Annotated in this window: 15 protein-coding genes; 8 read left to right on the forward strand and 7 right to left on the reverse strand. The window is 54.4% G+C overall.

From position 1 onward, the window contains the following. Positions 1–20: 20 nt before the first annotated feature. Entirely contained in the window at positions 21–1,874 is a 1,854-nt protein-coding gene (locus tag LA5095_RS22090) for an adenylate/guanylate cyclase domain-containing protein (RefSeq protein ID WP_055118809.1), read from the forward strand. Positions 1,875–2,673: 799 nt separating this feature from the next. Here the strand turns inward: LA5095_RS22090 and LA5095_RS22100 are convergent. After that, on the reverse strand, positions 2,674–3,285 hold the full coding sequence (locus LA5095_RS22100) for a PEP-CTERM sorting domain-containing protein (RefSeq protein WP_055118813.1): 612 nt from the start codon (positions 3,283–3,285) through the stop codon (positions 2,674–2,676). A gap of 477 nt (positions 3,286–3,762) precedes the next feature. Here LA5095_RS22100 and LA5095_RS22105 point away from each other — a divergent pair, with 477 nt between their 5' ends. Genes LA5095_RS22105 through LA5095_RS32480 form a run of 3 tightly spaced genes read left to right on the forward strand, consistent with a single transcriptional unit; the run spans position 3,763 to position 4,711 of the window. Next, positions 3,763–3,972 (forward strand): hypothetical protein, encoded by a 210-nt coding sequence (locus LA5095_RS22105; RefSeq protein WP_055118815.1) that lies wholly within the window; start codon positions 3,763–3,765, stop codon positions 3,970–3,972. A 4-nt stretch (positions 3,973–3,976) separates the two neighbouring features. Further along, positions 3,977–4,189, forward strand: coding sequence for a hypothetical protein (locus LA5095_RS32475; RefSeq protein ID WP_144436152.1), 213 nt, complete (start codon positions 3,977–3,979; stop codon positions 4,187–4,189). Positions 4,190–4,198: 9 nt separating this feature from the next. Continuing rightward, on the forward strand, positions 4,199–4,711 hold the full coding sequence (locus tag LA5095_RS32480) for a hypothetical protein (protein ID WP_104704611.1): 513 nt from the start codon (positions 4,199–4,201) through the stop codon (positions 4,709–4,711). On the opposite strand, the gene LA5095_RS22115 is transcribed toward LA5095_RS32480, so the two are convergent. Further along, entirely contained in the window at positions 4,632–5,342 is a 711-nt protein-coding gene (locus LA5095_RS22115) for a hypothetical protein (RefSeq protein WP_144436153.1), read from the reverse strand. The two genes, LA5095_RS32480 and LA5095_RS22115, sit on opposite strands and share 80 nt — an antisense overlap. Before the next feature lie 526 nt (positions 5,343–5,868). Further along, positions 5,869–6,057: a hypothetical protein gene (locus LA5095_RS22120; protein WP_055118821.1), complete on the reverse strand. Its 189-nt coding sequence runs from the start codon at positions 6,055–6,057 to the stop codon at positions 5,869–5,871. A gap of 271 nt (positions 6,058–6,328) precedes the next feature. Here LA5095_RS22120 and LA5095_RS22125 point away from each other — a divergent pair, with 271 nt between their 5' ends. The 4 genes from LA5095_RS22125 to LA5095_RS22140 all read left to right on the forward strand — a co-directional run bounded on the left by LA5095_RS22125 (position 6,329) and on the right by LA5095_RS22140 (position 11,842). Next, positions 6,329–7,564, forward strand: coding sequence for a cytochrome P450 (locus tag LA5095_RS22125; RefSeq protein WP_055118822.1), 1,236 nt, complete (start codon positions 6,329–6,331; stop codon positions 7,562–7,564). Positions 7,565–7,611: 47 nt separating this feature from the next. Beyond that, entirely contained in the window at positions 7,612–8,811 is a 1,200-nt protein-coding gene (locus tag LA5095_RS22130; RefSeq protein WP_055118824.1) for a glycerophosphodiester phosphodiesterase family protein, read from the forward strand. Between the two features lie 144 nt (positions 8,812–8,955). Further along, a complete protein-coding gene (locus LA5095_RS22135; RefSeq protein WP_144436154.1) occupies positions 8,956–10,254 on the forward strand; it encodes a hypothetical protein in 1,299 nt (432 codons plus the stop codon). Positions 10,255–10,456: 202 nt separating this feature from the next. Next, positions 10,457–11,842, forward strand: a complete 1,386-nt coding sequence (locus LA5095_RS22140; protein ID WP_055118827.1) for a hypothetical protein — start codon at positions 10,457–10,459, stop codon at positions 11,840–11,842. Between the two features lie 13 nt (positions 11,843–11,855). Here LA5095_RS22140 and LA5095_RS22145 read toward each other — a convergent pair whose 3' ends face one another. The 4 genes from LA5095_RS22145 to plsX form a co-directional block, all read right to left on the reverse strand. Next, entirely contained in the window at positions 11,856–12,443 is a 588-nt protein-coding gene (locus tag LA5095_RS22145; protein ID WP_055118829.1) for a MerR family transcriptional regulator, read from the reverse strand. Between the two features lie 10 nt (positions 12,444–12,453). After that, positions 12,454–12,768: an integration host factor subunit alpha gene (locus LA5095_RS22150; RefSeq protein ID WP_023003819.1), complete on the reverse strand. Its 315-nt coding sequence runs from the start codon at positions 12,766–12,768 to the stop codon at positions 12,454–12,456. A gap of 143 nt (positions 12,769–12,911) precedes the next feature. Next, positions 12,912–13,889 (reverse strand): beta-ketoacyl-ACP synthase III, encoded by a 978-nt coding sequence (locus LA5095_RS22155; protein WP_055118831.1) that lies wholly within the window; start codon positions 13,887–13,889, stop codon positions 12,912–12,914. Next, entirely contained in the window at positions 13,886–14,950 is a 1,065-nt protein-coding gene (plsX, locus tag LA5095_RS22160) for a phosphate acyltransferase PlsX (protein WP_055118833.1), read from the reverse strand. The genes LA5095_RS22155 and plsX overlap by 4 nt, the downstream gene beginning before the upstream one ends. Positions 14,951–14,996: the final 46 nt, after the last annotated feature.

A 14,996-nucleotide genomic window follows, 5' to 3' on the forward strand; every position in this document is an offset into this window, starting at 1 on the left:
CGGGGCGATGTTTGGTGGCGATGAAAGTAAAATCCAGATTTCCGATCACAATCAGCCTGTTCACCGTGACGTTGAGCGTGGCCCTGGCCCTTGCTGCGACAATCATATCCTATACCCATTTTGCCAACCGGACCGCAGCCCTGACGGCTGGGCGCGAGCTTATGGAACGGTCCGCCGAGGTCGTCCGCCTGCGTACCGGGTCGCTGATCGCACCGATCGACGCCATCGCACAATACTCCGGAGACTGGCTGGACGTGACTGCCGTTCCAAAAGCCAGCGGCCACCCCGCCCGCAAGCGTCTGATCTCGTTCCTGTCCGCCATGCCGCAGATTGCGAATATCTATATCGGTTACGATGACGGCAGCAACTACCTGATCGGCGCGGCCCGCACGCGGTCCGAAGACCAGCTGAAAGAAAAAGGCGCACCGCAGGAAACGTCCGTTCTTGAACAGATAATACTGCGCGGTAACAGAAAGAGACCCATCCGCATCGAGCGATTTCTGGACGAATACGGCGACACGCTGTCGTCAAATTCCAGTTACGAAATTTCATATGATCCAAGGGAACGGCCCTGGTACCAACTGGCGCTCGAAAGCCCGCACGTGGCGCGCACCGACGTTTATATTTTCGCAGGCTCCAAGGAGGCCGGTTTCACGGTGAGCAAGCGGCACGCAAATGGTGTCGTGGGTGTCGACATCACGCTTGCCGACATCGACCTGTTTCTCGATTCCGAACCCCAGGCGGAGGCAGGAGTGCTTGCGATCATCAACGAGGACGGCACACTTCTGGCAAACTCGTCAATCGGCGACGGCAGCATGTCGGGAGATGACCGAAAGGCGGCCCTGTCAGCGCTTCGCAAGCAGGCTCTCAACCCCGACCACGACAAGGTCAGGACGATCGATGTGAACGGTCATCCCTGGATCACACACCTGTCTGCCATCGAACTCGGTGCCGGTACGCAGGAAAATCTGGCGATCGCCCTTCCCCTCCGGGAAGTTGTCGGCGACATCACCCGCGCGTCTCAGCGTACAATCGCAGTGTCCGTCTTCATTGCGCTTTGCAGCATCCCGCTGGTCTGGCTCGTCTCCCGGTCGCTGTCACGTCCGCTCAAGGTTCTTGCTGCGGGCACGCAGCGGATCCGGAACTTCGATCTCGATCAGCCTTTTCCGCGATCCTCGATCATTGACGAAATCTTCAAGCTGGAAACCGCGCTGGATCAGATGCGCACGTCGCTTCAGACTTTCGGCAGATATGTGCCGAACGCCCTGGTCCATCAGATGATCGAGCGCCAGGAAACGCCGGAGCCAGGCGGCGAAAGGCGTGACATCACGGTTCTGTTCATGGATCTGGAGAACTTCACCGCCATGTCTTCCCGGCTTCAGCCAGAGGAAGTCATGAACCGCATGTCCCGATACTTTGAAATTGTCACGCAGACCCTCCTGGCGCATGACGCAACCATCGACAAGTATATAGGCGATGCCGTCATGGCGTTCTGGAACGCGCCGAACAGCGTCGAAGACCACCCGGCAAAGGCGTGCCGGGCGGCTCTTGCCGTTATCGAGGCCTGCAAGGCCGAAACAGACTCATGGTCCGGCGAAGGACTGCCGCAGGTGCGAACCCGAATTGGTTTGCACACAGGAGATGCCATTGTTGGCAATGTCGGCAGCTCGGACCGATTGAACTACACAGCGCTTGGCGACACGGTCAACCTTGCTTCCAGGCTTGAGGCACACAACCGGCAAACCAAAACCAGCATCCTGATCAGCCCGGATCTCGCCAGACTCGTTGAAGGAGCCTTTTCCATCAGGTCGGTCGGTGAAGCGAAGATCAAGGGTTACGACAAAGCTGTGAGCGTCTTCGAACTCAGATCATGAAGTCAGCAGCCGGACCGTCACTCCGAAAACAATGCCTTCAGACAGAAAATCTTTTTGCTTTTCTTCAGATTTTTGTTCGCGTCCCGAGATGAACGATACAGCTTCCGCCGAAGCCAAGGAAGCTGGGGGTGGTTATGCGCCAACCCGTCTTTAACAAGCAGGTAATGTGCGATGTACCGGTTCATGTGTTTCCTTCCGAGAAGAAAGACAATGCACAGAGCGCAGCTTTTCAACAATTTCAGGATTTGAAGGCAAAGACCATGTTTTCGAGCCCAGCCAAGTGCCCGGAAAGGCAAAAAAAGAAAGCCTCGCAAATCCGGTTTCAATAGATTTGCGAGGCCAGTCAGGTTGCAAAGGCTACGCAACCATGCGCCTCCATAACGTAGGGGAACACAGCTGTAAATGACGGCGATGAGCATTCCGGTACGGAAGGAAAAAGTATGCGAACAAACCACATCCAACCGCTCGTGCCAGGGTTCTTTTTTCCAGTCAAACCCGAGTGTTTTCAGTAGACACGAGACGGCGCTTCACTTGAGCTTCACGATGCAAGTATCTGTGCACAAGTGTCTTTCAGGTCGATTTCGACGCAATTAATTGGCCCCTTTGCATGGGTTTCGGACTATCGCGCGAAATATAGCACCTCATGCAACCTTGAGAAAAAATCAACTTTCGCCGCTCAGATCCGCCAATCGGTGAAAACGGTCTGCAGCATCTCCATAAACGGCAAATCCAACACAAACGAAAACCCGCCCGCAACGTTGGCAGCGGACGGGCTCAAAACCAGGTTCAGAGTGTTGCGTCAGGCTTCTTCGCGTCGGCGCCATCCAAAGAAGCCGAGGACCGCGAGACCCGCGCCCAACAGCGGGAGCGCCGCAGGAACAGGCACCGGTGTCACACGAACGGCGTCGAGGTCAAACCCGCCGGTCGACCTGCCCCGCGTCGGAGACGTATCCAGAATACGGACGGTATTGAATGTCCCTGCAAGTCCGATCGGAACCATGCCGCCGCCCTGAGCAGCCGCGTTGGAAATGCTACCGATAGAAGTGAAATCAATGCCATCACCTACGAATACTTCCACCGATTCCGGCCAGCTCGAAACAGTTCCGAAAGTGACTTCGAACAATTTGACGCTCGTGTCGAACACCGCGCCGAAAGTAAGATCGATGTAGCTACCGAAACCGATTTCGAAAAAACTATCGTCGGCAGCGCCGAGCGCGTTCAAGGCATTGCCGCGATTGTTTGAAGTACCGCGCGCCGCATTCTTGTCGTAGGTGATCGTCGTGGCATAGCCATCAGCGAAGCCACCTGTGCCAACTGTTTCCCAATCAGGAGTGACGGGCGCAGCTGATACAGCCAACGTGCTCACAAGGAACAATGTGGCCGTCAGGGTGGAGCGTGCATATCCAAACATCAAATTTCTCAATCTTTATCGTAACTTAATTGAAGCAGTTGTCCGCATTGCTGGTAGCGTGTTCGTTGCAATTGTGTCAATAGCGTTCATGCATTCTTAACCGTGACTGACAGCCTTTCCAATGTTCTGGTTAATACAGGAAGACCTTGCCGATTGTCAGGAACGACGACGGACAACCAGGGCTGAGGCCCACATCGTCCGCCAGTTGGAACCCAGGCAGTGTTCGTGTCCGGGTGTCGTCACCGCCGTTCAAATTCCATCAGCTTCGCCAGGACATGCAGCTACTCCAAGCTGTGACTTGAAATTTTTCAAGCTTGCACCACAATATGGAAACGGTGTTTCAACAGGCAGCTTCCCGCACGGGCATTTGCAGTGACCGCCTTGAAAACAATTGTTAGTTTTCCTGATGCATTAATTGCCGCGACCATAAGCTACGTGCAATCGGCGCGGCGAGACTGTAACTGGACCGGGAAACATATGTCACCGATAGAAGACCTGCGTGATGAACTGATCGGGAAATATGCGCGCATAGCGAACACGGTGCAGGCATATTTCAGCGACGACGACCTGCTGATCGACCTGCGCAAGCAGCTCGATACGCTGTTGAAAAGCAGAAACGAGACGCTTTCGATGGAAGTATACACGCTCGTCGTTTTGCGCGCCTTTCGAACACTCCGGGGGGCGTGAAGGTTTGACCGATCTGCAAACGTTCCTGGACAATGAGGCGGAAGCCTATGCGGACATGTTCGAAGGTGGATATGTTATCAGGGGATTTATCCGATCAATCATAGAAGGATATGATGGGAAATCGGATTGGCGGGAGTTTACTCCCGAAGAACGTAGCGAGATTATTCTGAACTGCCACAGGATAGTAGAACTCCTGCGGCAGGCCGAAGAAGGATGAGGAAGGAAGATGCACATCAAGCGCGTTGACCCAGCCAACATGACAGGACTGGCTGGTCAGCACATACAGGAACTTGATGCATATCTGCGGCAGACAGACGGCGCGTTCCGTCCGGACATGCCGCAATTCAATCGCGTTGTCTTTACGTCGATCAAGGCAAGTGGCGACCATATCCCGCAAATCGGTTACGTCGGCAAAAACAGCTATATCAAGGAAGTGATGGAGGGTCAGTTCGGCAGCGACTTCGCTTCCGCCATCCGAAATCAGGACCCTCAGTTCGATCAGGCAGTCGCCGGTGGTTTCGCCAGGGCTGCCCAGGGTGACCGTGTCTTTGAACTGGTTGAAATGGAAGTCACACCGCCAGGCGCACTCACAAATATCCCGGTCAGCTACTACCGCCTGATTGAGCGGCTCTGGCTGGGTACGCCTCAACCGGTACTGGTCAATCTAACTCTTCCAACGTCAGCCCAGTTCCATGAGCATCTATTTTTGCTAGATAGAGCACATCTGACGGCCAATTGAACAGGAACATGTCATCCTGCTTGCGGTCGGCCGGCGGGTTCACCCATCTTGTTGCATAAGGATAACGGTGAAACGCGCCGTAAACATCTCCAAGCGATTTTCGAATCCTGTCGGCCCGCGCCAGTCCCACGCAAACCGCGGCATCCTTCCAGGTTGCCAGACCAAGGTAAAGGTTCATCCTGGCAATGAGTGCAAGCCGTTCAAGCGACACTTTCGCCGACCCGAAGCCCGATACATTCAGCGCGTCGCCTGAGTATATGACCTTGCCCTGGATCTCTTCCATCGGCGGGCACACCCAGGAATGGTCCACCTTATACGCGTCCCCGTAGATCCTGGACAGTTGCAGGCGGTGGTATTCAAGGTAGTTCATACCACCTGTGTCAAAGAGCTGACTGCAATAGAAGGAAACAGGTTCCTCGCCCGCAAACGCGACATGGCAGAAACCGTTGTGGCCGTTGAAATCAAAAAACCTTGTCTGAAAAAACGGGGTCACATCCTTGCCGCAGGCTTCCAGCGTCGGAACCACTTCACGGAAGTCGCGCAGCACACGGACAGAACACCCAAGCGCATAGAGCCTGGTTCGACAGGCGGAATACGCATTGAACAAAATAGAAACGTCTTCAGGTCCCAAGGAACCCCCCATTACGCCACGTCGAAAGTTCGAATAGATGCGGTCAGTGAGAAATGAACTGGATGATCTTCCTACCGGTCACCGGCGAAACCCTAACTCCTGAAACCTATCAATCCGGCGATTTGGCTATTCCAGGCACCACGCGATCACTATTATTCGCTATCAGTTATTTTGCCTAGAAAAAATCGTACAATTTACCATAAATTGGAGCTTAACTGGATAACAGAACCCCACCAATTCCAGTAAAATTTTAATTAAAGTTTGAACAAATGGCCGCCGGTGAGTACGCAGATTGAAAAATGTGCCTTACACAACCTTCTCAACCTGTAATATACTATATTTGATTGTATTTTTGGATGTATTTGAGCGGAACGGTTAACCGACCAATCAGTGTAACTGGTTCGCATCGTTCGTTCTTTTTAACGTTGCTGGGAAATTACTGGTGAAAGCAAGCCGGTTCAGACCTTCGCTTCAAACCGTCAGGTGTCAGAAGCCGCAACAAGTGTGACAGCCAAAACGAAGAACGTTATGCGGCGCGAACGCTTGTCTGTTTCACTTTTCCAATGAACTCGGACAGCCAGGCAATCTCTCTGAAGTAGACTTCCATGCTGAGGGACGCAAGTTCCATAAGCAGTTTTTGCGGGTCAGGATTTTCGAACCCGGTTTGCTGAAGAAAGACCTCGTATTCCTTCCTGTAAGCCTCTGGTATCCGCATTCCCGCCTCGTAGACTCCGTTCGTTCCGTCACGGCGGAGCGCTCGGCGCCGCCCAAAGACATCGTCGGAGATTTCCGTTTCCTTTGGGTATCGTCATTCTTCTCCTTTCCTCGCTATCCCCAACTCAACATCGCCAAAATTCGAAAATTGCTGAAAAAAGCAGGAAACCGACCATTTATCGCACCGTCCCCCTTGCGCTTGACGCGGTAAATCTTCGACGCTGACAGGAATCACAATTCCAGACGAACCAACGTCCCGCAACGAGCCCTTCATGAGCCAGTCCACAGCCCCTTCGTTCAATCCCCTGTCGGATTCATTCGCGCAAGACCCGCACCCCTTCTACGCGGCATTGCGGGCGCAACCGGGACTGACATATTTTGAAAATTTCGATGTTTGGCTGGCAGCCCGGTTCGAAGACGTTTCGCAAATCGTCATGCACGACAAGATGGTCCGTTCCATGGAGCAAATTGCGAGCGCGGAAGAAATCGATATCCAGAAACGGGCAGGCAATTGGCACGACATGCCGTATCATGCCCGCTTCGTACAGTTTTCCCTGCTCGACAGCGACGGGGAAATCCACGACAGACTGCGCAAGCAGGTTTTCAAGCTGTTCACACCCGTGATGGTCAACAAGCTACGCAGTGAAATCCAGGCTTATGTCGAAAACCTTGTAGAAGGCCTGTCTGACAGGCCGGTCATCGATTTCGTGGAGGATCTGGCCGCCCATGTCCCCGGGCACATTATCGGCCGCATTCTGGGTGTACCCGACGAGGACTGTCCGCAATTGCGTATCTGGTCAGAAAACATCGTCCAGTTCTTCGACATCGACCGCTCCGACGAGCGCAAGGAACTTGCCGAACGAAACACGACAGAATTCTATCACTATCTTCTTCAACTAAAGGCAAAGCGGGAAACGGAATCGCGTGACGACCTCCTCTCCACGATGATCGAGGCGGAACGTCAGGGCCACATGAACCACGACGAATTCTTCTCAACGGCGATGCTGATACTGATGGCGGGCCACGGGTCAACGATCGACGTTCTGGGGAGCGGCATGCATGCACTTTTGAAGTTCCCCACTCAAATGCAAAGGCTGCGGGAGGACCCCGGTCTCATGAAGACTGCCGTCCAGGAGATGTTCCGCTATGAATCTCCCCTGCCCTTCTTCCACCGCTACTGCACGGAAGATGTTGAGATCTCCGGCCAGTTGTTTCCACGGGGTACGAAGTTCGGTGTTCTTTATGGTTCAGCCAACAGGGACCCCAAACAGTTTCCGGACGCTGATCTGTTCGACGTCGGGCGTTCCCCCAACTGGCACATAGCTTTTGGGCGCGGCGCGCATTTCTGCCTGGGCAATCATCTGGCCCGGCTTGACATGGATATCATTTTCTCGACCCTGTTGAAGCGGTTCAAGATGATCGAGCTGTGCGAAGAACCTGTCAAATACAAGCACGGGCTGTCTGTGAGAGGCCCCGAAAAACTTCGGATCTCCTGGCAAGCAGCCTGATCTGCCCTATCTACCTAACGCTATCCCACAAATCATACGGATCTCCAATGCGGCATCTGACAATTGTTTTCGCTACTTTCCTGATCGCTTTTCCAACGGCACTTCATGCAGACACAATCGAGCTGGGGCCGCGTCCCGCCTGGCTGGTCAGCCAGATGGCAGACAGCGATCTGAAGGACAAACTGAAAAGCTGCATCGGCCAACCGACAAAGCGCACATTGTTTTCCATCAGCCATCGAGGCGCACCGCTCCAGTTTCCCGAACATACCGAGGAAGGCTATCGTGCAGGTGCGTTGATGGGTGCCGGCATATTGGAATGCGATGTAACCTTCACCAAGGACAAGGAACTGGTTTGCCGCCACTCCCAGAACGACCTTCACACGACAACAAATGTTCTTGCAACGGACCTGGCTGCAAACTGCACGGCGGCTTTCACTCCGGCCAGCGGGGGCAACCCCGCATCGGCAGAATGCCGCACGTCCGATCTGACGCTCGACGAATTCAAGTCCCTGCGCGGCAAGATGGACAGCGCCGACAAGACCGCGCAGAGCGCCGAGGACTATCTGAATGGAACGGCTCCCTGGCGGACCGAGCTTTACGGCCTGACCGGCACCTTGCTGACACACGCAGAGTCAATTGCCCTCTTCAAGGACCTCGGCGTCAAGTTCACACCGGAACTGAAAGCGCCGAAAGTTGCAATGCCCTATGAAGGTTTCACCCAATCCGACTATGCCCAGAAGCTGATCGATGACTACAAGGCAGCGGGCATACCGGCAGAAGACGTCTTTCCGCAATCCTTCAATCTTCAGGATGTCCGCTACTGGGTTGAAAATGAACCGGAATTCGGCAAGCAGGCTGTCTATCTGGACGGCCGGCGTGATCTCAATCCCATGGACCCGTCGACATTTTCACCATCGATGGCGGAGTTGAAGGAAATGGGCGTGAATTATCTCGCGCCGCCGCTCTTTGTTCTGCTTGCGCTGGAAGACGGAAAGATCGTGCCCTCTCCTTACGCAAAAGCTGCAAAGGCTGCCGGACTAGACCTGATTACCTGGACGCTTGAGCGCTCCGGACCTCTTGATGCCGGTGGTGGCTGGTACTATCAGACCATAGGTGACGTGATCGACGGAGACGGAAGAATGCTCGAGGTGGTCGATGTCCTTGCAAAAGACGTCGGTGTTATGGGGATCTTCTCCGACTGGCCCGCAACGACAAGCTTTTATGCCTCCTGCATGGGTTTGCCCTGAGGTTATTCCTTAAGGGCCTTCGAACACTCGGTTCTGACCTAGAAGCCGGGCATAAGCGCGCCCGCACGCTGGAGTTGATAATCATTCCTTCACCAACTCCGACTACGTTGAGGAAAGTGTCTACGTCAAACGTGATCTAGCAAATTGAAAACCTTTCCACTTCACAGCGTCGATTGTCAGTTGCTTTACAGGGATCACGAGCCACTGCAGGGTTCAGAACTCGAAGAGCTAGTCCGCCAGTCGGCTGAAATGCTCGGTCTGCATCCAGACGGAAGTCAGCTCATCTCGATGAGTGCGGATCACGACATCCAGATGATGTGCGGCAACCTCAAGGTTCTGGTTACGCAAAGCCTTCCCCTGGAGGAGAAAGCACATCTCAAAGAGGCTGCCCGGTTCCAGATTGCGCAAGATGCCATCAGGCAAGGTCTCGAGCTCACAGATAACTGCCGGGCAGTAACGAGCATTTCGGTCCGCAAGGGAATGCTGGCGGATGTTGAGTTTCCGGAAGGAATGGCACGGCTGCTTGGACCTGAAATCCAGTCCTTTGCCAACGCAAAGGAAACCGTAACGGCAATGAACCTTGCCAAGGTTCTCTCGGTAAACCTGCTGCGCAAGACACCTGCGCTTGCCGTTTTCTGGTCTCCGAACCAGCATTTTCTGCCGCCGCAGACATTTTCCGAACTGGCAATTTCGGATGAGCCGACGATGCTCTACATCAGGCCGCACATTTATTCTCCGATTCAGGAAGTATCGGAAAAACGGTTGATTGGCGTCTCGGCTGCCGGATCCGAGTATCTTCTTGGTTTCAAGGTAGGCTTCGAACCAAGCAGGTTGCCGGTCGAATTCATGGTTCAGAACCTCATGGTGTTCGCTTCCTTCTGTCTCCAACGCGGCAGTGTTCTGCCTGACGGAGACGTTTTCGGAAAAAACGAAAAGGAAAAAATCAGACTTGATTACCAGGAGACGAGCGAAGGCGAGCCTGACAAGATAGTCCTGGCAGTTCAATCGTCAGCAGAACTCGGGATCACCGGAGAAGAGCGTCCAACGATCTATCATGCCTACAATGAAGACGGTGAACGTCTCTCCTCAACGGTTACCGATGTCGATGTTAGTGACCTTGACCCTGACGACCCGGTTGATGCGGCAATTCTGGAACGCCTTGCAGAACTCAAGAAGGCAACTCCGCCGCCAGAAAATCGGAAGACCGCGTCAGACACCGCCCCACGCAAAGAGCCCGTCGAGACACCTTCAGCCTCGCCTGTCGACGAGATGCAACCGATAACGCCTCCACGCCACGGCACGGACCCTGCTCCAAGGCGTGCGTCCATGGAGGAACTGCGAAGCCTTGCGCGCCAGCATCAGGTCTCACGGGAAGAAACAGCGGAACGCAAAGGGAGAAAAGGCTTATTCGGGAAGATTTTTGGAAAAAAATCCGGCGAGTAAGGTATCTACATCCAGATACGCGACGCTTTGCTTGAAGACGAAATTGACTTAAATATTTGTTCTTACTTCTGGTTTTTTCAAAGTACGTTTAGCGCGCCGGCAACATTGTTGACTTGTGATCTTGCCCGAGCGCCGAGATCAACTCGCTTAGCATTGCTAATCACTTCTTCATCCGTATCGTTTACGTTCGCTGAAGATTGAAATGAGATTTGTGGTCAAAAAATTGAAGATACACCCTCTAGCGAGCGTAGACAGTCAACTCTTGTACCGGTCGTTTCAACCTCTGGACGGCAATTCGGTCTTTGAGGCCATCATCGACGCCGCGAAGTCCATCGGGCTTGCAATGGATGGCGAACGGTTGGAAACGACCACGGAACACGACCTTTCCGTGCGGATCGGTGACCTTCTGGTGTCTGTGACGCAATCGATTCCGTTTTCCGAAGATGACTACCTCCAGGTCGCCCTCGATACATTTTCGTTCGAGAACTCCCTGAACGGAATCCCCTCGGTTGACGAGGCCGTCACGGCCTGTACGCACGTGTCGGTGCAAAAGGATACTCCGTCCACCGAAAGGACAGAGGCGAGTGTTTCCAACCTGACGGATCTGGATCTGGCGACGTTCAGCGATAGCGGGGAAGCTTTGCGCGCGATGGAGCTAGCCAAGTCACTTGCTTTGCTTCTTTCGGAAAAGTCGGAGCCCGATGCCATATTTTGGGGTCCCAGTACATTTCTTCTGGATCCCGGTAAGTTCAAACAGCTGGCCGCGTCAAGAAATCCGCTTTTGCTTTACCTGCACTGTCACGTCTACACAAAAGAGGATTCGGCGACCGACCAAAAGCTCGTCGGTGTCATCGCGTCCGGCGCGCAATGGCTTATCGGCAGAAGTGTCGAATTCAAACCGGCCTCGCTCCCGGCAGAGTATCTGGTCGAAAAAGTCTATGATTTTGTCGCCTATTCGCTCAAGAACGAAAAAACCGCCGACAATGGCGATGTCTTCGGCAAGGACGACAGCGAAAAGGTAGCGATCTTGGCACACCAGTCCGATGGGCACGGACCGGACAAGATCGAATTGAAAGTGGTCCATAATCCCGAATTCGGAATCTCCCGAGAAATTGCTCACGAGACCGGTCATCCGCAAGACTTCGACCGGGAACTGACCGGTGCGCCGCGCAGCAATGAAGAAGATCCTGAACTGAACCCCAATGATCCTGTCGACGCGGCTATTCTGGCGAGGCTCGCGGAAATTAATGCGGAAGAACCCGAAATCGCCCGGGAGCCCGCTAATGAGACGAGGGTTGTTTCCTCGCCAGGCGTGTCAATTCCTGCAACTTCGCCAGAACCTGAAGCGCCTGTTGCCACTGTTCAGGACGAAGAAACACCTGAACCGGAAGCTGTAACGGAACCAACACAGGGTTTACCGGTGGAAGAGCAGCGGCCTGTGCGCAAAGCCAGGCCTGCCGCTCAACGAATGTCCATGGCAGAGCTGAGAGATTTTGCGAAGGAAGCCCAGGTTCCGCAGCCCGACAGGGACGTTTCGCACAAGAAGCGCGGTTTTATCGGCAAGATTTTCAGCAAGAAATCGGGTTGAACGGGCGACTGTGTCAGCGCGCCTGATCGAGTGTACGTTTGCACTCAAGCAATTCGAACAAGGTCGCCTGCAAACGGCGTATGTCTTCCCGTGTGACCGAAGACTGCTCGGCACTCGCACTCGGTGTCGGCTTCTCACCACGCAGCCTGTTGAGAATGTTCAATCCACCCGCTGAAGACTGGGGAACAGCCTCATGTCCAGTCTCGGGCAGAACACCGTTGGGCAAAGCCTCCGCCTCAACACCCATTGACTCATGGGCATCAACGACCCGCGGACTCTCTTCGATTTGCGGTTTCGTCACCACTTGCAGAGGCGATACGTCCGCGCGCCAGATCTGCATGACAAATCGTTGTCCCTGCTCCTTCAGGATCCGCTGCACCCCCTTGATGGTATAGCCTTCGCCATACAGCAGGTGCCGGATCCCCTTGAGCAACTCAACGTCATCGGGCCGGTAGTACCGCCGTCCGCCACCCCGCTTGAGCGGTTTTATCTGGGAAAACCGTGTTTCCCAGAAACGCAGCACGTGTTGCGGCAAGTCCAGATCGTCTGCGACTTCGCTGATCGTTCGAAAGGCGTCCGGGCTTTTGTCGTGTGAGTTCATCCGGTCTTAGTTATTTGCTCGCCTGTCCTGTCAGCGCATCATTGATCCGCTGCTTCAATACGTTCGATGGTTTGAACACCATCACGCGGCGCGGCGAAATCGGTACTTCCTCGCCGGTCTTCGGGTTGCGGCCTATTCGCTCTCCCTTCGAGCGGACCACAAATGAACCGAAGCTTGATAATTTTACCGATTCTCCGGTGACAAGACAGTCTGAAATTTCAGAAAGTACACGTTCGACCAATTCAGATGACTCGGTCCGTGACAGGCCTACTTTTTGATAAACGGCTTCACACAGATCCGCACGGGTAATAGTCCGATTGCCCATAACCCCTCCCCAACGACGCCAGTGATCTGGCTGATTTTGCAAGAAAACTTCAACGCAAGGCCCTACGGTATTGCCTCACGGCTGGTCGGTCAACCGGAACTCGAGATCAAGACGAGATTTGTCAATTATTGCAGATTGCTCTCTTACCAGCGCAGCAGGACCGATCCCCAGGTAAATCCGCCGCCCATTGCCTCCAGCATCAAGAGATCGTTCTTTTTGACACGTCCGTCTCTTACAGCCGAATCAAGAGCGAGAGGGATCGAAGCTGCCGAGGTGTTTCCATGCGACTGTACAGTCGTGACAACTTTTTCCGGAGCAATGCCGAGTTTTCTGGCGCTGGCATCGATAATACGCTTGTTCGCCTGATGTGGAATGAACCAATCCAGATCATCCGATGTCAATCCGGTGGCTTCGTAGGCATCTTCGATCACATCCGTAATCATGCCCACTGCATGCTTGAACACCTCGCGGCCTTCCATGCGCAGGTGACCGACCGTCTGGGTTGTCGACGGACCACCGTCGACATAGAGCTTTTCCTTGTGCCTGCCGTCGGACCGCAGGTGCGAGGTCAGAATCCCGCGGTCATCATTGGTGCCTGCGCATTCGGTCCGTTCCAGAACAACAGCTCCTGCCCCGTCCCCGAAGAGCACGCAGGTTGTCCGATCCTCCCAGTCCAGTATGCGTGAGAAGGTTTCCGCGCCGATCACCAGGCAACGCTTGGACAGACCGGATCGGATATAGGCATCCGCCGTTGTCATGGCATAGACAAATCCGGAGCAGACGGCCTGCACGTCGAATGCAAATCCGTGTGTGATCCCCAGTTTCGCCTGAACCGTAACCGACGTCGCCGGAAAGGTATTGTCCGGCGTCGCCGTGGCCAGAATGATCGTATCTATGTCGGAAGCTTCCCGACCCGCGCTTTCCAGCGCTCTACGAGCGGCCTCAAGCGCAAGATCAGATGTGAACTGGCCTTCACCGGCAATATGACGCTGTTCGATACCGGTGCGCTGAACGATCCATTCGTCCGACGTATCGACCATCTTTGCAAGATCGCCGTTGGTCAGAATTTTCTCCGGCAGAAAGCTGCCGCAACCGGTCACGGTAGAACGGATTACGCTCACAAATCACCTTCCGTTGTCGGCGCATCTTCTGCGAAGCGGCCGCGATGGTAATGCACAAGATCCTGAGCGATCTTGTGGGTCAGTTCGTTCTTCACCATGTCATATGCCAGATCAATAGCAGAGGCATAGCCTTCAGCATCCGTTCCGCCATGACTCTTGATCACAATGCCGTTCAGCCCCAGGAACACACCGCCGTTGACCTTACGCGGGTCCATTTTTTCACGCAGCAGATCAAAGGCTCCCTTGGCGAACAGGTAGCCGATTCTGGACATAAAGGTCCGATTCATGGCCGAACGCAAGTAACTGCCAATTTGCTTGGCGGTTCCCTCAGCCGTTTTCAGGGCAATATTGCCCGCAAACCCTTCCGTCACGACGACATCGACAGTTCCCTTGCCCAGGTCATCGCCTTCAACAAATCCTGCGTAGTCGAGTGAACGCAGAGGTGTTTCTCTGAGAAGCCGTCCGGCGGTGCGGACTTCCTCCAGTCCCTTGACCTCTTCGACACCGATATTGAGCAGTCCAACACTCGGGCGCTGCACACCAAAAAGCGCGCGTGCCATCGCGCCGCCGAGGATCGCAAAGTCTATGAGCTGCTGCGCATCCGCACCGATCGTGGCCCCGACATCGAGCACAACCGATTCTCCGCGCGTCGTCGGCCAGATCGCGGCGATCGCGGGCCGTTCGATATTTGCCATTGTCCGTAGGCAGAATTTCGACATCGCCATCAGGGCGCCAGTGTTGCCGGCCGAGACAGCAACCAACGCGTCGCCTGACTTTACCGCCTCAATGGACCGCCACATGCTGGAGCGCCAACGTCCCTGGCGAAGTGCCTGGCTGGGCTTGGTGTCCATCGCGATCGAAACATCACAATGGTGCAGCACGGAGGCATCCTTCACCCGCGGATACTGTTCCAGCAGGGGGCGAATGACGTTTTCATTGCCGTACAGAAGGAAACGAATCTCCGGATGGCGGACAAGCGCAATCTCTGCCCCGGGAATGACAACATCGGCCCCGTTATCGCCGCCCATGGCATCCAAGGAAATCGGAATTGTTTTCGCCATTCAGAAGGTCTTTTAACGTTTCGCAAACTAGGACGGTACCGGTAGG

It is taken from the genome of Roseibium album, from assembly GCF_001404515.1.
Taxonomy (GTDB): domain Bacteria; phylum Pseudomonadota; class Alphaproteobacteria; order Rhizobiales; family Stappiaceae; genus Roseibium; species Roseibium album.